The sequence below is a fragment of the Streptomyces venezuelae genome, assembly GCF_008642335.1.
Taxonomy (GTDB): domain Bacteria; phylum Actinomycetota; class Actinomycetes; order Streptomycetales; family Streptomycetaceae; genus Streptomyces; species Streptomyces venezuelae_F.
Window position 1 is genome coordinate 2,718,276 of the sequence record NZ_CP029191.1, and the last position, 18,437, is coordinate 2,736,712.

Below are 18,437 nucleotides of genomic sequence, written 5' to 3' on the forward strand. Positions count from 1 at the left end.
ATGCGCCCCCTGGCTGTCGAGCCGGGCCGCACCTTCCGGCACCTACTTCGGGAAAGTTGCGAATGCGGCCGTCGCGCGCCCCCTCGCCGGACCGAGTGCGCCCCCTGGCATGCCCGATTCCTGCGTCCGGTGCGCTTGGCGGGTGGTGAGCGGGACGGCGCGTGGGGTGTGAGAGGGGGGCGTGCGGCGGGTTGGTTCGCAACTTTTCCGAAGTAGGTGCCGGAGGGGGCCCGGCCCTTCTGCCACACAGGCCATCACTCCCGCCCACGATGAGCCGGGCCGCACCCGGTCGGCGAGGGGATGACCCGAGCGGCGAGGCCGCGCCTCCACTGGACGGTGACGTGTGCTTCGCGTTGGGCCGGGCCGCACCCGGCAGTGAGAGGGGATGACCCATCCCAGCGGTCCCCGCCGGCCTCACCCCTGGCCGTCCGGGGCAAGGGTCACGTCGCGGTGGAGGGGCGGGAGTCAAGGGTGGAGCGGAGCGGAATCGGCGGAGCCGACGCGACGTAGGAGCGCCCTTTACTGCCGGCCCGGAGGCGCCACACTCCGGTCAACACCGGGCGGCCCCGGTCACCATCGAAGGCGCGGGCCCACCAAAGTCCCCACCCGGCCGAGCCCCACACACGCACCCCATGCAACACCCCACCCCCACAGGTAACGACTTGGTTGCCTACGCGGCGTCCGCTATTGACGCCTCATTCACGCCAGCCGTACGGTCCTCACGAATTGGAAAGTTTCCTAACAGTTAGCGGCGGCCGTTACCGTACGGGCAGCTGAGAGGCAGGTGTCGTGATGGCAACAGGCAGTACCCCGGGCGCGCCGGGTACCCCCCGCGTCCTCCGCGCCATGAACGACCGCGCCGTACTCGATCTCCTCGTCGCCCACGGCCCCCTCACTCGCACCCGCATCGGCGAGCTGACCGGGCTGTCCAAGCCGACCACCTCGCAGCTCCTGAACCGCCTCGCCGCCGCCGGGCTCGTCCACACCACCGGCAGCCTGAGCGGCCGGCCGGGGCCCAACGCCCAGTTGTACGAGATCGACCCGGGCGCGGGGCACGTCGCCGCACTCTCCGCCGATCCCACCGGAATCACCGCCCTCGTCGCCGACATCACCGGCACCGTGCTCGGCAGGGAGCGCGTGGAGGCCGACGCCGTCGCCGAGGACGTCCGGCACCGCACCGCCCAGCTCGTCGCCGAGGCCGTCGACGGCGCCCTGCGTCAGGCGGGGCTCGGTCACGACGATCTGCGCGCCGCCGTCATCGGCACCCCCGGCGCCATCGACCCGCACACAGGCCAGCTCCGGTACGCCCCCCACCTGCCCGGCTGGCACTCGCGGACGCTGCGCGACGACCTCGCCGCCGTCCTCGGCACGCCGGTGGTCATCGAGAACGACGTGAACCTCGCCGCGGTCGCCGAGCAGCACGAGGGCGCCGCCCAGGACTTCGACAACTACGTGCTGACCTGGCTCGACGAAGGCGTCGGCGCCGCCATCGTGCTCGACGGCACCCTGCTGCGCGGCGCGACCGGCGGCGCGGGCGAGATCGGGTACATGCCCCTGCCCAACGCTCCGCTGGTGCGCGGCGGCGGTGACGGAGGCTTCGAGAGTCTCGTCTCCGCGTACGTCGTACGTGAGCTCACCGGCGGCGGCGCGACCCTGGCGGAGGTGATGGCCGACGACGCCGCGCTCGACGAGGTCGCCCGCCGCATCGCCACCGGCATCGCCGCGGTCGTCGCCGTCGTCGACCCCGAACTCGTCGTGCTCTCCGGTTCCGTCGCCCAGGCGGGCGGCGACAAGCTGCGCGCCCGGGTCGAGGAGGAGCTCACCGGACTCGCGCTGCCCCGCCCGCACATCCGCATCAGCGAACTCGACGGCGACCCGATCCTCACCGGCGCCCTGCGCTCCGCCCTCACCCAGGCCCGCGACCGGGTCTTCGACACGGGCTGAGGGCCTCCCCCGCCCACGTACCGCACCACCTCAACCTCCCGCTCCCCGCCCCGTAAAGGAAGTCCGCCATGCCGCGATGGCGCATGCCCACCTGCGCGTCCGCGGCGCTCGCCGCAGCCGGCCTGTTGCTCTCCGGCTGCGCCAACCCGAGCGTCGGCAGCGCGAACGACGACCCGACGAAACCGGTCACCCTGAAGTTCTGGCACGGCTGGGCGACGCCCGGCGAGGTCAAGGCCGTGAACGACAGCATCGACCGGTTCGAGAAGCTGCACCCGAACATCCACGTGAAGGCCACCGGGAACGTCTCCGACGAGACCATCAACCAGGCCCTGCGGGCGGGCGGCGACAAGGCGCCGGACGTGGTGTCCTCGTTCACCACCAACAACGTGGGCCAGTACTGCGACTCCGGGATGTGGGCGGACCTCGACCCGTTCATGAAGAAGACCGGCCTCGACAAGCACAAGACGTTCCCCAAGACGCTGCTCGACTACACGAGCTACCGCGGCAACCAGTGCGCGCTGCCGCTGCTCGCGGACGCCTTCGGGATGTACTACAACAAGGACGCCTTCGACGAGGCGGGCATCGAGCGGCCGCCCCGCACGATGTCCGAGTTCGAGAAGGTCGCCGAAAAGCTGACCGTGCGGAGCGGGAAGAGCTCGTACAAGCGGGTCGGGTTCATGCCCAACTTCCGCTTCTACCAGAACAGTCCGGATCGGCTCTTCGCCCAGTGGGGACCGAAGTACTTCGATGCCGATGGTGATTCCCGGCTCGCCGACGAGCCGTCCACCTACAAGTTCTTCAAGACCGCCACGCGGCTCGCCGATGCCCAGGGCGGGTTCGACGACCTCGAGCGGTTCCGGATGACCTTCGGCGACGAGATGTCCAGCCAGAACGCCTTCCTGACCCAGAAGGTCGCCATGCACCTCGACGGCGAGTGGCGCGGGCTGATGCTGAACGAGGCGAAGGCCGACTTCAACTGGGACGTGGCGCCGCTGCCCGTCCCGGACGACCAGGCCGACACGTACGGGCGCGGCTTCATCACCGGCACCGTCGCCGGCATCGCGCACAGCAGCAAGCACCAGAACGCCGCCTGGGAGCTCGTGCGGTTCCTGACCGCGGACACGAAGCAGGTCGTGCACTTCGCGAACGACATCCACAACGTGCCCTCCACGTTCGCCGCGCTCAAATCGCCCGACCTGGACGCCGACCCGACCTTCCGGACCTTCTTCGACATCCTGGAGAACAAGCACAGCAAGGCCCTGCCGCCCTCCGTCAACGGCGGCGCGTACGTCGTCTCGCTGGGGGACTTCGCCTACGGCGTCGAGGCCGGGCGCACCCGCGACCTGCGCAAGGGCCTGAAGAAGCTCGACGAGCAGATCGACGCCGACACCCTCCAGTCGAAGAGCTGAGCTGAGGATCCGACCATGGCACTCTCCCTCTCCAACCCCGCGCGCCGCCGCCTGCGCACGCTCGGGTTCCTGTCCCCCTGGCTGGTCGGCTTCAGCGTCTTCTTCGCGTACCCGCTGATCGCCACCGTCTACTTCTCCTTCATGCACTACAACCAGATCAAGGAGCCCACCTTCGTGGGCCTCAGGAACTGGACGTACGTGTTCGAGCAGATGCCCCTGTTCGGGCCCGCCCTGCGGAACACCCTCTGGCTCGTCGTGATCATGGTGGCGGTGCGGGTGGTCTTCGGGCTCTCGCTCGGGCTGCTGATCACGAAGATCAAGACGGGGGCGGGGTTCTTCCGCACCGCCTTCTACATCCCGTATCTCGCGCCGCCGGTCGCCGCCACCGTCGCCTTCGTCTTCCTCCTCAACCCGGGCTCGGGGCCCGTGAACGAGATCCTCGGATCGATCGGGATCTCCGGGCCCAACTGGTTCAACGATCCGGACACCGCCAAACCCTCGCTGGTGCTGCTCTCCCTGTGGGGCATCGGCGACCTGATGGTGATCTTCATGGCCGCGCTGCTCGACGTACCGAAGGAGCAGTACGAGGCCGCCGAGCTCGACGGTGCGGGACCGTGGGCGAAGTTCCGCTACGTGACGTGGCCGTCGATCACGCCGATCGTGATGTTCGCGGTGGTCACGGGTGTCGTGCAGACCATGCAGTACTACACGCAGGCCCTGGTCGCGGGGAAGGTCGCCTCCGGCGTCAACATCGGGCCCGGGTCCGTCATCCAGCCGGGATACCCCGACCACTCGACCCTCACGGTCCCCCAGCTCGTCTACCAAATGGGCTTCCAGAACTTCAACACCGGTGCCGCGTGCGTGCTCTCGCTCGTGCTCTTCGCCATCGCCATGGCCGTGACGATGCTCCTGATGCGCAAGCGCTCCGGGCTGCTCGCGGCCGAGGACTGAGGATTGAGGACTGAGGACCTTCCGATGACTTCCACCACTCTCAGCGCGCCCGCATCGGCGTCGACGCCCGAACGGACCTCCCCGAACCGGGGACCCGCCGCCGCCCGCGCCCGCCGCAAGCGGATCCTGCACTGGATCGCCGTGCACAGCGTCGCTATAGCCGTCGCGCTGCTGTTCCTGCTCCCCTTCGTCTTCGTCTTCCTGACGTCGGTGATGAGCGACTCGCAGGCCATGAGCGGCGACCTGTGGCCCGACTCCTGGCACTGGTCGAACTACAAGGCCGTGTTCGAGACGCCCGGCTTCCTCGACTGGTGGCGCAACTCGCTCATGTACGCGGGGCTCGGCACCCTCTTCACGGTCTGCTCGGCGATCCCCGTGGCGTACGCGCTCGCCAAGTTCCGCTTCCGCGGGCGGCGCACCGCGATGCTGCTCGTCATCTCGACGATGATGCTGCCGCCGCAGGTGATCGTGATCCCCATGTACCTGGTGTGGGCCCAGCAGTTCCATCTGTCCGGGACCCTGTGGCCGCTGATCATTCCCATGGCGTTCGGTGACGCGTACTCGATCTTCCTCCTTCGGCAGTTCCTGCTGACCATCCCGAAGGAGTACATCGAGTCGGCGAAGGTCGACGGGTGCGGGGAGTTCCGCACCATGGTGAAGATCGTGGTGCCGATGGCCAAGCCCGGCATCGCCGCCATCGCGCTCTTCCAGTTCTTCTACTGCTGGAACGACTACTTCGGCCCGCAGATCTACGCCGCGCAGAACCCCGGCGCCTGGACGCTCAGCTACGGCCTCGAGTCGTTCAAGAGCGCCCATGCCGTCAACTGGAACATGACCATGGCCGCGACGCTGCTCGTCATGGCCCCCGTCATCGTCGTCTTCTTCTTCGCACAGAAGGCCTTCGTCGAAGGCGTCACCCTCACCGGAGTAAAGGGCTGAGAACCGATATGAAGCTCGCAGTGGTCGGCGGAGGGTCGACCTACACACCCGAACTCATCGACGGATTCGCGCGGTTGAGGGACACCCTGCCGATCGAGGAGCTGGTCCTCGTCGACCCGGCGGCCGACCGTCTGGAGCTGGTGGGCGGTCTCGCGCGGCGCATCTTCGCCAAGCAGGGCCACCCGGGCCGCATCGTCACCACGTCCGACGTGGACGCGGGCGTCGCGGACGCCGACGCCGTGCTGCTCCAGCTGCGCGTCGGCGGTCAGGCCGCCCGCAACCAGGACGAGACGTGGCCGCTGGAGTGCGGCTGCGTCGGCCAGGAGACCACAGGCGCCGGCGGTCTCGCGAAGGCGCTGCGCACCGTGCCGGTCGTCCTCGACATCGCCGAGCGTGTCCGCCGCACCAATCCGAACGCCTGGATCATCGACTTCACCAACCCGGTGGGCATCGTCACGCGGGCGCTGCTGCAGGCCGGGCACAAGGCAGTCGGCCTGTGCAACGTCGCGATCGGGTTCCAGCGGAAGTTCGCGAAGCTCCTCGACGTCGCGCCGAGTGAGGTGCACCTGGACCACGTGGGCCTCAACCACCTGACGTGGGAGACGGGCGTACGCCTCGGGGGTCCGCAGGGCGACGACATCCTGCCCAAGCTGCTCGTCGAACACGGGGACGCGGTCGCCGCCGACCTGCGCATGCCGCGCGAGATCGTCGACCGGCTCGGCGTCGTCCCCTCGTACTACCTGCGCTACTACTACCAGCACGACGCCGTCGTCGAGGAGCTGCGCACCAAGCCGTCGCGCGCCGCCGAGGTCGCCGAGATGGAGAAGCAGCTCCTGGAGATGTACGGCGACCCGACGCTCGACGAGAAGCCGGAGCTGCTCGCCAAGCGCGGTGGCGCCTTCTACTCGGAGGCGGCCGTCGACCTCGCGGCGTCGCTGCTCGGCAACGGCGGCAGCCCCTACCAGGTGGTGAACACCGTCAACAACGGCACGCTGCCGTTCCTGCCCGACGACGCGGTCATCGAGGTGCAGGCCGCGGTGGACGGCTCGGGCGCGAAGCCGCTGTCCGTGCCGAAGCTCGATCCGCTGTACGCGGGGCTCATCGCGAACGTCACCGGTTACGAGGACCTGGCGCTCCAGGCGGCCGTGCACGGGGGCCGCGAGCGGGTCTTCAAGGCCCTGCTCGCGCACCCGCTGATCGGGCAGTACGCGTACGCGGAGCAGCTCACCGACAGCCTGATCGCGCACAACCGGGAGCACCTGGCGTGGGCGTAGGCACGAGCGTGCTCGCGATCGACGCGGGCAACAGCAAGACCGACGTCGCGGTGGTCGCGGCCGACGGACAGGTCGTCGGCACGGCGCGCGGCGGCGGGTTCCAACCGCCGCGGGTCGGCGTCGAGACCGCGGTGGACATCCTTGAGGAGGCGGTGACGCGGGCCCTCGCGGAGGCGGGCACCGACTCCGTCGGACATGTGTCGGCCTGCCTCGCCAACGCCGATCTGCCCGTGGAGGAGCGGGAGTTGGCGGAGGCGCTGCGACGGCGCGCGTGGGGCCCATCGGTCGACGTGCGCAACGACACCTTCGCGATCCTGCGCGCCGGGCTGAACGAGGACGCCGAGCCGCGCGGGGTCGCGGTGGTCTGCGGCGCGGGCATCAACTGCGTCGGCATGCTCCCGGACGGCCGCACCGCCCGCTTCCCCGCCATCGGCCGGATCTCCGGCGACTGGGGCGGGGGCGGCGGCCTCGCCGAGGAGGCCCTGTGGTTCGCGGCGCGCGCCGAGGACGGGCGGGGCGAACCGACGGCGCTGCGCGAGGCGCTGCCCGCGCACTTCGGTCTGGAGTCCATGTACGCGCTGATCGAGGCGCTGCACCTGGGGCGGGTCCCACCGGTGCGGCGGCACGAGCTGACGCCGGTCCTGTTCGCCACCGCGGCCGCGGGAGACTTCGTGGCCCGCACGGTGGTGGACCGGATGGCCGAGGAGGTCGTCGCCATGGCGACGGTGGCCCTCGACCGGCTCGACCTGCTCGACGAGGAGGCGCCGGTCCTGCTCGGCGGCAGCGTCCTCGCCGCGCGTCATCCGCAACTGGACGACGGGGTGCGGAGGTTGCTCGCCGAGCGGGCGCCCAAGGCGGTTCCGCGGGTCGTCGTCGCACGTCCCGTGCTCGGCGCGGCACTCCTCGGCCTCGACCACGTCGCGGCACCGGCCGAGGTGTACGCGCGCGTGCGGGCCCATTACGAGGACGGCGCGCGCGTCGCCTGATGTGCTTCCCGCCCGCGCCGTGCGCGCGGGCGGGAACCGAACTCCCCCCAATCTCGTGTTCCAGAGCAGGGATACGCACAAGATCGAGTCAATGCCTGTGCGGATGTCGGTCCCTGCGGCAATACTTGCGGCCGTGCACTTCTTCCCGCTCCGCGCGCGACGGGCGGAGGCCGGCGTCCGATGACCGAGGGGGAGGTCGAGGCAAGGTGACACATCCGCCGAACGGCGGCGCGGTGCCGTCGGGTCCGCCCGGACAGGCTCCGGCCGCGCCCGTGCGGGCACCCGCCGTTCCCGCGCAGGCTCCGCGGCAGCCCGCGCCGACGATGCCCACCGTGCCGCCGCAGACGGCGGGCACCCCGGGCGCCCCGGCCGCGCCGCCGGGCGCACCGCGCCGCACCGCCTGGTCCGAGGGCGTCGACCGGCTGCGGACCGCGGCGACCACGGAGCCGGGCAAGCTGCGCATCATCGGCGCGGTCCTCGCACTGCTCGTCGTCGCGTTCGGCGCGGTCACCACCTGGCAGATGACGGAGCGCTCGGCCGCCGCGGACGACGTGCTGCACCGCAGCCAGCCGTTGAGCGCCGACGCGGCCGCCATCTACCGCTCGCTGGCCGATGCCAATACCGCGGCGTCCAGCGGATTCCTCGCGGGCGGCCAGGAGCCGGCCGCCGTCCGCGCGCGGTACGAACGGGACATCGAGCGGGCCTCCGAGAAGCTGGCGACCGCCGCGTCGAACGCGGGCGCGGACTCGTCGTCGGCGACCGCGGTGGGCAAGCTGAACAGGCTCCTGCCCGAGTACACGGGCCTGATCGAGCGCGCCCGCGCCAACAACCGCCAGGGCCTGCCGCTGGGCGGCGCCTATCTGCGGTACGCGAACGACACGATGCAGACGCAGATGCTCCCGGCCGCCGAGAAGCTGTACAAGGCGGAGAACGAACGGCTCGGCGACGACTACGGCAACGCGAAGCCGTACCCCTGGTTCGCGATCGCCCTCGGCGTCCTCGCGCTCGCCGCGCTCGGCTGGGCGCAGCACCGCAACTACCGGCGTACGAACCGGGTGTTCAACCACGGACTGCTCGCCGCGACCGCGGCCACCACGGTCGTGCTGCTGTGGCTCGTCGTCGGGCACACCTTCGCGCGCTCGGGGCTCGACGACTCGTACGACAACGGCGTGCGGTCCCTGAACGTCCTCAACGACGCCCGGATCAGCTCGCTGAAGGCGCGCGGCAACGAGAACCTGACCCTGGTCAGCCGCGGCGCGGAGACCACCGAGGTGGGCGGCAGGTCGGAGGACAAGTTCGACGTCGCCTACCGCGCGCAGATGAAGCAGCTGGGCGGCGCCGACAGCGGGCTGCTCGGCAGGGCCGCCGACCTCGCCGACGACTCGGCCGGCGGGAACCCGGTCGCCGAGGCCGCGAAGAACGTGGGCGTCTGGAAGGACCGCCATCAGGTGGCCCGCTCCAGCGACGACTCCGGTGACTACCAAGGTGCGCTCGACAAGGTCATCGGCTCCAAGGACGACGAGCCGACCGGCGAGTGCTTCGACAACGTGGACGCGGCCCTCGACCGGGCCCTGGCACACGAACAGCGCGAGTTCCAGCAGGCGGCGAAGGACGGCAGGGGCGCCATGAGCGGCCTCGCCGTCGGCGCCGCCGTCCTCGCGGTCCTGGCCGCGGCGGGCGCCGTCCTCGGCATCGGCCGCAGGCTTTCGGAGTACCGGTGATGGGGTCGGACGTGAGAGGAGGCGCGCAGACGATGCGGACGCGACGCGGCACGGCCGGGCTGCGCGGCTGGGGCGGCGTGGGCGCGATGGGTCTCGCCTGCGCCGTCGCGGGATCGCTCGTCCTCGCCCTGCCGGACAGAGGCGACAGGGGCGACGACAGCGTACGGCGGGACGGTCCGGGCTCGACGGTGGCCGCGCAGGCGCGTGCGGACGCCGACGACTGCAACGACCGCAGCCTGCGCCCCTCGCCCAAGGACGGCCCGACGATCGAGAAGATCAGGAACCGCGAGGTCAAGAAGCTGATCGTCGGCGTCGACCAGAACAGCTACCGCTGGGGCTACCGCGACCCGAACAAGAAGGGCGGCGAGCTGGAGGGTTTTGACATCGACCTCGCGCGCGAGATCGCCGAGGAGATCTTCGGCGACCGCGACGCCGTCGTCTTCCGCGCCATACCCACCAACGAACGCATCCCCGCGATCCAGAGCGGCCAGGTCGACATGGTCGTGCGCACGATGACCGTCAACTGCGAGCGCCTGAAGGACGTCGACTTCTCCACCGGGTACTTCGAGACGGGCCAGCAGGTCCTCGCGCCGAAGAAGTCCGACATCACGGGGTACGACCCGTCGCTCACCGGCAAGAAGATCTGCAGCGCGTCCGGCTCCATCGCCGAGGACGAGCTCAAGAAGAAGAACTACTCCGCCGACATCTCCACCACCGTCCCCAACCAGCTGGACTGCCTGGTGCGGCTCCAGCTCGGCGAGGTGGACGCCGTGGTGACCGACAGCGCCCTCGCCGCGGGCCAGGCCGCACAGGACCCGACGGTCGAACTCAAGGGCGAGGAGCCGTTCACCACTGAGCACTACGGCGTGGCGATGAAGAAGGGCTCCGACGACCTGGTCCGCCGGGTCAACAAGGTCCTCGACGACTACCGCGAGAACGGCGGCTGGCAGAAGTCCTACGACAAGTGGCTGAAGGAAGGTCTCGGCGAGTCCTCGGGCCCGCCGGACCCGGAGTACCGGGACTGACCCGGAGCAGACAACCGACCTGGTACGACTGGAGAGTTACGCGAGTCACGACGGGACCTCGACCACCGAGAACCCGGGGCAACGCAGAGCGGAGAGGTGATCGATGAGCGTCGCGGGACCCCCCGGTCCGGTGATGGACCGGGACGAGGTGGACCGTGCGCTGGCGCGCCTCGACGCCGAGCACGAGGCGATCGAGACCTCGCTCCTCGCCCTCCAGGACCACGCGGGCCGCCGCCTCCTCGAAGGCGCCGCGCTCACCGGCGTCACCGCGGAGCGCTGGACGGCCACGGAGGCCCGGATCACCCTGCTCTGGGCGTACTTCGACGCGTACGCGGGCGCCCTGCGCACCGCACGGGACGTGCGCGAGCGCAGACGCTGGCCCAGCAAGGACGACCTCGTCGAGCTGACGGAGCTGCTGCGCGGCGAGGCCGTGACCGTCGCGGGCGGCTCCTCGTCCGGTGCGTCGCCCTCGCTCACCGGACCCGCGAAGCTCACCGAGCGCTTCACCCTCGAAGAGCTCGTGACGCGCATGAACGATTTGTACGCGGACTCCCTCGACATGGTCGTCGCCGCCGACGCGGTGTGGTCCGCGCTGCCCGCCCGCATCGACCTGCTCGCCGCCGAACTGCACCGCACCCGCCAGCTCGCCCACTCCGTCGGCGTACGTCCGGGGGAACACCCCTCCGGTGACGACCTGGAGCGCATCACGCGCACCCTGACCGCGCTGCGCGAGCAGGTGGTGTCCGACCCGCTCGCGTTCTGGCAGCGGGCGGAGGGCAGTTCGGCCCCCGGCGGCGGCCGCCCGCACACCGAGCGCTACGACCGGGAGGCCCGCGCCCTCGAAGAGGTGCGCCGCGAGATCGAGGCGGTGCTCACCGTCCGGCAGGACGCGGAGGTCCGCCTCGGCAGGCTCCGCGACGTGCTGTCCCGCGCGGACCGCACCCTGTCCGAGGCACGCTCCGCGCGCGGCGAGGTCCTCGCGAAGATCGCCGCCTCCGAGGTGCCCGCCGTCAGCGGCCCGCCCACCGCGCTGCAGGAGCAGCTGGCGATGGCGTCGGAGTACCGCAGGCACGCCCAGTGGCACCGTCTCTCGCCGCTCCTGGAATCCCTGGAGCAGAAGGCCGAGGACGAACTGCTGCGCGCCCGCGAGTCGCTGACCGCCGTCACCGCGCCCCTCGCGGTCCGCGCGGAGCTGCGCGGCCGCCTGGACGCGTACAAGGCGAAGGTCGCCCGGCTCGGCCACGCCGAGGACCCGCTCCTCGTCGAGCGGTACGACGCGGCGCGCCGCATGCTGTGGAGCGCGCCCTGCGATCTCCGGGTGGCCGAGCAGGCGGTCCTGCGCTATCAGCAGGCCGCCGCCGAAGTGCTTGCGCCGAGGGTCCCGCAGCAGGGCGGACCCACCGACCGGACGGGGGAATCATGAGCCGGCGTGAATGCCAGCGGCCCAAGTGCACCGGCAGCTACGACGACTTCGGCGGCGGTGAGCTGTACTGCGACACGTGCGGGCTCGCCCCCGTCGTCGCACCGGACGGCAGGGTCTCGTCGCCGCCGACCGGGCTGACGGCCGGCGGCAAGGGCTCGCGGGGCTCCGGGAGTTCCAGCGGCCGCTCGTCGTCGTCGCGCTCCTCCCGTACGTCCGGTTCGTCGCGCTCGCAGTCCTCGCGCAGGTCGGTGTCCGGGCGGCTCTCCCGCTCCCTGTCGGGCAGTTCGACGTCGCGCTCGGTGTCGGTGCGCAGCTCGGGCTCGGCGACGGGCTCTTCGGCGCGCGGGCGGCTTGGCGTCGGCCTGGTCGCCGTGCCGGACGTGCCACGCCCCGATCCGCGCGGAGCCGTGCAGAAGAACCCCGAGGTGCCCGAGCGGAAGCGGTTCTGCTCGCGCTCCGACTGCGGGGCGCCGGTGGGCCGCGCGCGGGGCGACCGGCCCGGCCGCACGGAGGGGTTCTGCACCAAGTGCGGCCACCCCTACTCATTCGTGCCGAAGCTGCACCCGGGTGACATCGTGCACGGCCAGTACGAGGTCGTGGGCTGTCTGGCGCACGGCGGGCTCGGCTGGGTCTATCTGGCCATCGACCGTGCGGTGTCCGACCGGTGGGTGGTCCTGAAGGGTCTGCTCGACACGGGTGACCAGGACGCGATGGCCGCGGCCATCTCGGAGCGGCGCTTCCTCGCGGAGATCGAGCACTCCAACATCGTCCGCATCTACAACTTCGTCGAGCACCTCGACCAGCGCACCGGCTCCATGGACGGGTACATCGTCATGGAGTACGTCGGCGGCAAGTCCCTGAAGGAGATCGCCAACGGCCGCCGCACGCCGGAGGGCCGCCGCGACCCGCTGCCGGTCGAGCAGGCCTGCGCGTACGGCATCGAGGCCCTGGACGCCCTCGGCCACCTGCACAGCCGCAAGCTCCTGTACTGCGACTTCAAGGTCGACAACGCCATCCAGACGGAGGGCCAGCTCAAGCTCATCGACATGGGCGCGGTCCGCAGGATGGACGACGACGAGTCGGCGATCTACGGAACCGTCGGCTACCAGGCCCCCGAGGTCGCCGACGTCGGCCCCTCCGTCGCCTCCGACCTGTACACCGTCGCCCGCACCCTCGCGGTCCTCACCTTCGATTTCCAGGGCTACACGAACGTGTTCGTGGACTCCCTGCCCGACCCCGACAACATCGAGGTCTTCCGGACGTACGAGTCCTTCTACCGCCTCCTGGTCCGCGCCACTGACCCCGACCCGGCCCGCAGGTTCGCCTCCGCGCAGGAGATGGCCGAGCAGCTGACGGGTGTCCTGCGGGAGGTCGTGGCGCTCCAGACGGGGCTGCCGCGGCCCGCGCTTTCGACGCTGTTCGGGCCCGAGGTGAAGGTGCCGGACACGGAGCTGTTCGCCGAACTGGCCGGGGACGTCTCCCGGCTGGGGGCCCGCGCCGAGCTCACCGCCGGGGAGAACGGCAGGGCGCTGCCGGAGAGCACCGCGACCGCGGGGATCGTGCGGGGGCTCGACCCCGTGGCGACCGCCCTCGCGCTGCCCGTGCCGCTGGTCGACCCGAACGACCCGAACGCCGGGTTCCTCGCCGGTCTCATCGCGGCCGCGCCCGCCGAGCTCATCACCGCGCTCGGCACGGCGCCCGCGGACTCCCTGGAGCTGCAGCTGCGCGGGCTGCGGGCCCGGCTCGCCATGGGGGAACTCGCGCCGGCCGCGGAGGCCCTCGCCGACCTGGAGCAACAGCACCCGGACGACTGGCGGGTGGTCTGGTACCGGGGCGTCGCCGCCCTGGCCACCGGCGACTTCGAGAACTCGGCGCTGTCTTTCGACGCGGTCTACGACGCGTTCCCCGGCGAGCCCGCGCCGAAGCTGGCGCTCGGCGTCATCGCGGAGGTCCTCGGCCAGCTGGACAACGCCGCCGAGTACTACCGCCTTGTGTGGACGACCGACCCGAGCTATGTGAGCGCCGCGTTCGGCCTGGCCCGCGTGCAGCTCGCGGCGGGCGACAGGGCCGGTTCCGTACGCACCCTGGAGTCGGTGCCGGAATCCTCCATCCACTACACCGCGGCGCGCGTGGCGTCGGTGCGGGCGCGGCTGCGTCACCGTATGACGTCGGACACGGCAGCCCCTTCGGGCGTCGCCTTCCTGGCCGAGCTGACGGCCGCCGCGGGGCAGATCGAGGCACTTGCCGGGTTCGGGCTGGACGCGGTGCGCAGGGAGCGCCTGTCGACCGAGGTTCTGGGGACGGCGCTCGACTGGGTACTCTCCGGTAGGCACTCTGGTCACGTTTCCGCGCCACCGGACACTCCCGGGACGCGGGCCGTACTGCTCGGCAGCGACCTGGACGAGCGCGGCCTCCGGTTCGGCCTGGAGCGTTCGTACCGGACACTGGCCCGGCTCGCTCAGGGTGGCGAGGAGAGGATCGAACTGGTGGAGCGGGCCAACCGTTTCCGCCCCCGGACGTGGGTGTGAGTATGTCGCAGATGCCCCAGCTGTCTGCCTGCCCCAGCTGTGAGGAGCCGCTGGAGTCGGGTGACCTGTATTGCGGTGCGTGCGGGTTCGACCTGTCGGCGGTGCCACCGCGGCCGGACGTGTCCCCCAACGGATCCGCCGGGTCCGCCGGGCCCGTGCGGGCCGCCGCCGCGGGCGGGGAGGCCGACGAGTGGCCGGTCGCCCCGGAGGTCGACAGCTCCGACACTCCGGTGCCGACGCATCTGCCGACGGATCTGCCGGGCACGGACTCGGCGGGCAGCGAACTCCCGGAGCGGCCGGACGCCGCCCTGGCCTCTCCGGGCGCGTCCGGTGAGCCGGACGAGTACCCGCTGCCCGAACCGGCGGGCGCCGCCCCGGCCCCCGACCCCCGTACAGCCACGCCCCCCGCGGGCACCAAACTCTGCGTGGCGTGCCGGTCGGGCCGCGTCGACCCGGACGGGTACTGCGAGAACTGCGGGCACGCCCAGCCCCGCGAGCGCGACCACATGGAGCAGGAGCTCGACACCGTCGCCGCCGTCAGCGACCGCGGCCTGCGCCACCACCGCAACGAAGACGCCTTCGCCATCTCCACGGCAGCGCTGCCAGACGGCTCCCCCGCCGTCGTCGCGATCGTCTGCGACGGCGTCTCATCGGCGACCCGCCCCGACGAGGCGTCGCTCGCCGCGTCCCGCGCCGCCAACGAGTCGCTCCTCGTCTCGCTGCCGCGCGGCACGCACCCGCAGCAGGCGATGCACGAGGCGATCCTCGCGGCGGCCGACGCCGTCAACGCGCTCGCCGCCGAACCCGCGTCGGCCCGCGAGCACAGCCCCCACCAGAACGCGCCCGCCTGCACCCTGGTCGGCTCGGTCGTCGCGGGCGGCCTGCTCGTCGTCGGCTGGGTCGGCGACAGCCGCGCCTACTGGGTCCCCGACGACCGCGAGGGCCCCACCGTCCGCCTGACCGAGGACGACTCGTGGGCCGCGCAGATGGTCGCCGCGGGCCTGATGAACGAGGCCGAGGCGTACGCCGACGAGCGCGCGCACGCCATCACGGGCTGGCTCGGCGCGGACGCGTACGAACTGGAGCCGCACACCGCTTCCTTCAAGCCGGACCGTGCGGGTGTAGTGGTGGTGTGCACGGACGGGCTGTGGAACTACGCGGAAGCCGTCGAGGAGATGGCCGACGCGGTGCCGGCCGACGCCGCGGACCGGCCGCTGCACAGCGCCCAGGTCCTGGTCGGCCACGCACTGGACGGCGGGGGCCACGACAACGTAACAGTGGCCGTCGTGCCGTTCCCGTTCGTGCCGCAGGGGGCAGGATCGGCCTAGTGCCCGGCGGGGGGACCGTACCGGGCCGTGTGGTCTTGAGGTTCTGAGCGGTCTTGAGGTTCTGAGCGGTCTTGTGGTTCCGAGGATCTGAGGGGGAGCAGTTCCATGGCCAATTTCTCGAAATCGAACGTGCCGCAGTTCTCTGTGGACGTCTACCAGAACGAGTACCTGCCGGAGGGCGGCCGCGAGGTCAACGCCATCGCCACGGTCACCTCGACCGGCGGCGGGACGATCGGGGCCGCGGTCGGCGCACCGCACCTGTTCACGGTGGGCCAGAGCCCGGACGCCGCCGTCGCCATCATGGTGGACTGCTCCGGTTCGATGGACTACCCGCCGACGAAGATGCGCGGCGCACGGGACGCCACCGCCGCCGCGATCGACGCGCTCCGCGACGGCGTGCACTTCGCGGTGATCGGCGGCACCCACGTCGCCAAGGAGGTCTACCCGGGCGGCGGCCGGCTCGCCGTCGCGGGACCGCAGACCCGTGAGCTGGCCAAACAGGCGCTGCGCAGGCTGAACGCGGGCGGCGGCACGGCGATCGGCACCTGGCTGCGCCTCGCCGACCGCCTCCTGAACTCCGCGGACGTACCCGCCTCGGCGGTGCGGCACGGCATCCTGCTCACCGACGGCCGCAACGAACACGAGTCACCCGAGGATCTGCGGGCCGCCCTGGACTCCTGCGCGGGCCGCTTCACCTGCGACGCCCGCGGCGTCGGCACGGACTGGGAGGTGAAGGAGGTCACAGGGATCGCCTCCGCGCTGCTCGGCACCGCCGACATCGTCGCCGACCCGGCCGCCCTCTCCGCCGACTTCACGCAGATGATGGAAGCGGCGATGGGCAAGGAGGTCGCCGACGTCAGTCTGCGGCTGTGGACGCCGGTGGGCGTGGAGATCAAGTTCGTGAAGCAAGTGGCGCCCACGGTCGAGGAGTTGACCGGGCGCCGCACGGAGGCGGGGCCGCGCGCCGGGGACTATCCGACGGGGTCCTGGGGCGACGAGTCCCGCGACTACCACATCTGCGTCCAGGTGCCCGGCGCCGAACTCGGCCAGGAGATGCTCGCGGCCCGTGTCTCGCTGGTCGTGCCGCGGGAGGACGGCAGCGCGCAGACGCTGTCGCAGGGCCTGGTGCGGGCCGTGTGGACGGACGACATGGCGGCCTCCACCTCCATCAATCCGCAGGTCGCGCACTACACGGGCCAGGCGGAGCTGGCCCAGGTGATCCAGCAGGGTCTGGACGCCCGCAAATCGGGAGATGTCGACGGTGCGACGGCCAAACTGGGCCGCGCGGTGCAGCTCGCGAGCGCCTCGGGCAACGCGGATACGGCGAAACTGCTTTCGAAGGTGGTGGACGTCGTGGACGCCGTGGCAGGTACTGTTCGATTGAAGGCGAAGGTCGCCGAGGCCGACGAGATGACACTCGAGACGCGGTCCACGAAGACTGTTCGCGTGAAGAAGCAGTAGGCCTGCAGAAGCAGTAGGCCTGAAGCAGCGGTACGTACGTACGGCCCTCGGGCCGGAGAAGGAGAGGGGGAAGCGCCGACATGCCGACCTGCCCGAACGGACACCAGTCGGGTTCCGATGACTGGTGCGAGGTCTGCGGTCACCGCATGGCCGGTGCCGTGCCTCCGCCGCCCCCGCCGCCGCCCGCGGCCGGGTACGGCTATCCCCCGCCGCCGCCCGGCCAGGACCCGGGCTTCCCGCAGCCCGCGCCGGGGCGCCCGCACCTGGCCGCCGTGCCGGACCCGGCGCCCGAGGGCCAGCTCTGCCCGCAGTGCCGCACGCCCCGCGAGGCGAACGCGCCCTTCTGCGAGGAGTGCCGCTGGAACTTCCTGACGAACACGGCGACGTCGTACACCCCGGCCGCGCCGAACCCGCCGCTGCCGGGCACGCACGGCGGTCCCGGCGGCGGTCCCGGAAGGCCGCCGGGGCCGAACCCGGCGCAGCAGTTCCAGCAGCCTCCGCCGGGATACGAGTACCAGGGCTCGCGGCCCTCGCAGATGAACCGGCCCGCCGAGCCGATCCCGCCGTTCGGCAACGGCAACGGCGGCGGCCAGCAGGGTCCGGGCCAGCCGTTCCCGGGGCAGCCCGGTCCGGGTGGTCCGCAGGGTCCGGGTGGGCCCCAGGGTCCGGGTGGCCCTCAGGGTCCGGGTGGGTCACAGGGTCCGGGTGGGTCACAGCGCCCCGGTCCCGGTCAGGCCCCGCCCGGCGCGCCTCAGGCCTTCCAGCAGCAGCCGGGTCCGCCCGCGCCGCCCGCGTTCCCGCAGGAGACGGGCGCCCCGCAGGGCCCGCCGCCTCCGCCGCCCGGCCCCGGTGGTCCCGGCGGTCCTGCTGGCCCCGGAGGGCCGTCCTTCGGTGGCGGCGCCGCCGACGACTGGGTGATCTCGCCTCCGTCGGCCCCGGCCCAGCAGGAGCCGTTCCAGCCGCAGGAACCGTTCCAGCAGCAGCCGCCCCAGCAGTCACAGCAGCCGCAGGGCCCCGGCACGTGGTCCGTGACGATCGGTCCCGACCGCGAGTACTTCATGGCGATGATGCAGCGCAGCGGCCCCGAGGCGTCGGGCCTCAACCTGCCCGCGTACTCGCCGGAGCAGCAGCGCCCGCTGGCCGGCAACCAGCTGACCATCGGCCGCCGCAGGCACTCCACGGGTGACACCCCGGACATCGACCTGTCGGTGCCGCCGGAGGACCCGGGCGTCTCGCACCAGCACGCGATCCTGGTGCAGCAGCCCGACGGCAGCTGGGCGGTCGTCGACCAGAACTCCACGAACGGCACCACGGTCAACGGCGGCGAGGAGCCCATCCAGCCGTTCGTGCCCGTCCCCCTCCAGGACGGCGACCAGGTCCACGTGGGCGCCTGGACGACGCTCACCATCCGCCGCGACTGACGTAACGCTCCACCACCACGGGCGGGC

At 71.8% G+C, this 18,437-nt stretch carries 13 protein-coding genes; all 13 read left to right on the forward strand.

Annotation, left to right across the window (positions count from 1 at the left end; genetic code table 11):
- Nucleotides 1-792 precede the first annotated feature (792 nt).
- The 13 genes from DEJ49_RS12140 to DEJ49_RS12210 all read left to right on the forward strand — a co-directional run bounded on the left by DEJ49_RS12140 (nucleotide 793) and on the right by DEJ49_RS12210 (nucleotide 18,410).
- Entirely contained in the window at nucleotides 793-1,944 is a 1,152-nt protein-coding gene (locus tag DEJ49_RS12140; protein ID WP_150184149.1) for an ROK family transcriptional regulator, read from the forward strand.
- Between the two features lie 68 nt (nucleotides 1,945-2,012).
- The gene (locus tag DEJ49_RS12145) at nucleotides 2,013-3,353 is read left to right on the forward strand and encodes an ABC transporter substrate-binding protein (RefSeq protein ID WP_150184150.1); all 1,341 of its coding nucleotides are present in this window, start codon (nucleotides 2,013-2,015) and stop codon (nucleotides 3,351-3,353) included.
- Nucleotides 3,354-3,368: 15 nt separating this feature from the next.
- On the forward strand, nucleotides 3,369-4,304 hold the full coding sequence (locus tag DEJ49_RS12150; RefSeq protein ID WP_150184151.1) for a carbohydrate ABC transporter permease: 936 nt from the start codon (nucleotides 3,369-3,371) through the stop codon (nucleotides 4,302-4,304).
- A gap of 24 nt (nucleotides 4,305-4,328) precedes the next feature.
- Nucleotides 4,329-5,243 carry a carbohydrate ABC transporter permease gene (locus tag DEJ49_RS12155; protein WP_150184152.1) on the forward strand — a complete coding sequence of 305 codons (915 nt, stop codon included), beginning with the start codon at nucleotides 4,329-4,331 and terminating at the stop codon, nucleotides 5,241-5,243.
- Nucleotides 5,244-5,251: 8 nt separating this feature from the next.
- Complete coding sequence (locus tag DEJ49_RS12160) at nucleotides 5,252-6,517, forward strand: 6-phospho-beta-glucosidase (protein WP_150184153.1); 1,266 nt, start codon at nucleotides 5,252-5,254, stop codon at nucleotides 6,515-6,517.
- Nucleotides 6,508-7,503 (forward strand): N-acetylglucosamine kinase, encoded by a 996-nt coding sequence (locus tag DEJ49_RS12165; protein ID WP_150184154.1) that lies wholly within the window; start codon nucleotides 6,508-6,510, stop codon nucleotides 7,501-7,503. Before DEJ49_RS12160 ends, DEJ49_RS12165 begins: the two co-directional genes overlap by 10 nt.
- A 206-nt stretch (nucleotides 7,504-7,709) precedes the next feature.
- Nucleotides 7,710-9,224 (forward strand): hypothetical protein, encoded by a 1,515-nt coding sequence (locus DEJ49_RS12180; RefSeq protein WP_411757154.1) that lies wholly within the window; start codon nucleotides 7,710-7,712, stop codon nucleotides 9,222-9,224.
- 32 nt (nucleotides 9,225-9,256) lie between these two features.
- Nucleotides 9,257-10,249: a glutamate ABC transporter substrate-binding protein gene (locus DEJ49_RS12185; protein WP_150184156.1), complete on the forward strand. Its 993-nt coding sequence runs from the start codon at nucleotides 9,257-9,259 to the stop codon at nucleotides 10,247-10,249.
- A 103-nt stretch (nucleotides 10,250-10,352) separates the two neighbouring features.
- Nucleotides 10,353-11,672, forward strand: a complete 1,320-nt coding sequence (locus tag DEJ49_RS12190; protein ID WP_150184157.1) for a hypothetical protein — start codon at nucleotides 10,353-10,355, stop codon at nucleotides 11,670-11,672.
- A complete protein-coding gene (locus DEJ49_RS12195) occupies nucleotides 11,669-14,200 on the forward strand; it encodes a serine/threonine-protein kinase (RefSeq protein ID WP_150184158.1) in 2,532 nt (843 codons plus the stop codon). Before DEJ49_RS12190 ends, DEJ49_RS12195 begins: the two co-directional genes overlap by 4 nt.
- A gap of 2 nt (nucleotides 14,201-14,202) precedes the next feature.
- On the forward strand, nucleotides 14,203-15,528 hold the full coding sequence (locus DEJ49_RS12200; RefSeq protein WP_150184159.1) for a PP2C family protein-serine/threonine phosphatase: 1,326 nt from the start codon (nucleotides 14,203-14,205) through the stop codon (nucleotides 15,526-15,528).
- A 105-nt stretch (nucleotides 15,529-15,633) separates the two neighbouring features.
- Nucleotides 15,634-16,989, forward strand: a complete 1,356-nt coding sequence (locus tag DEJ49_RS12205) for a VWA domain-containing protein (protein WP_150184160.1) — start codon at nucleotides 15,634-15,636, stop codon at nucleotides 16,987-16,989.
- A gap of 80 nt (nucleotides 16,990-17,069) precedes the next feature.
- On the forward strand, nucleotides 17,070-18,410 hold the full coding sequence (locus tag DEJ49_RS12210) for an FHA domain-containing protein (protein ID WP_150184161.1): 1,341 nt from the start codon (nucleotides 17,070-17,072) through the stop codon (nucleotides 18,408-18,410).
- Nucleotides 18,411-18,437: the final 27 nt, after the last annotated feature.

Bases quoted from the DNA above. Each gene is read 5' to 3' on its own strand.
- DEJ49_RS12145 (WP_150184150.1), top strand. From the start codon at position 2,013: ATGCCGCGATGGCGCATGCCCACCTGCGCGTCCGCGGCGCTCGCCGCA.
- DEJ49_RS12210 (WP_150184161.1), top strand. From the start codon at position 17,070: ATGCCGACCTGCCCGAACGGACACCAGTCGGGTTCCGATGACTGGTGC.
- DEJ49_RS12140 (WP_150184149.1), top strand. From the start codon at position 793: ATGGCAACAGGCAGTACCCCGGGCGCGCCGGGTACCCCCCGCGTCCTC.
- DEJ49_RS12200 (WP_150184159.1), top strand. From the start codon at position 14,203: ATGTCGCAGATGCCCCAGCTGTCTGCCTGCCCCAGCTGTGAGGAGCCG.
- DEJ49_RS12195 (WP_150184158.1), top strand. From the start codon at position 11,669: ATGAGCCGGCGTGAATGCCAGCGGCCCAAGTGCACCGGCAGCTACGAC.
- DEJ49_RS12155 (WP_150184152.1), top strand. From the start codon at position 4,329: ATGACTTCCACCACTCTCAGCGCGCCCGCATCGGCGTCGACGCCCGAA.
- DEJ49_RS12205 (WP_150184160.1), top strand. From the start codon at position 15,634: ATGGCCAATTTCTCGAAATCGAACGTGCCGCAGTTCTCTGTGGACGTC.
- DEJ49_RS12150 (WP_150184151.1), top strand. From the start codon at position 3,369: ATGGCACTCTCCCTCTCCAACCCCGCGCGCCGCCGCCTGCGCACGCTC.
- DEJ49_RS12160 (WP_150184153.1), top strand. From the start codon at position 5,252: ATGAAGCTCGCAGTGGTCGGCGGAGGGTCGACCTACACACCCGAACTC.
- DEJ49_RS12190 (WP_150184157.1), top strand. From the start codon at position 10,353: ATGAGCGTCGCGGGACCCCCCGGTCCGGTGATGGACCGGGACGAGGTG.
- DEJ49_RS12185 (WP_150184156.1), top strand. From the start codon at position 9,257: ATGCGGACGCGACGCGGCACGGCCGGGCTGCGCGGCTGGGGCGGCGTG.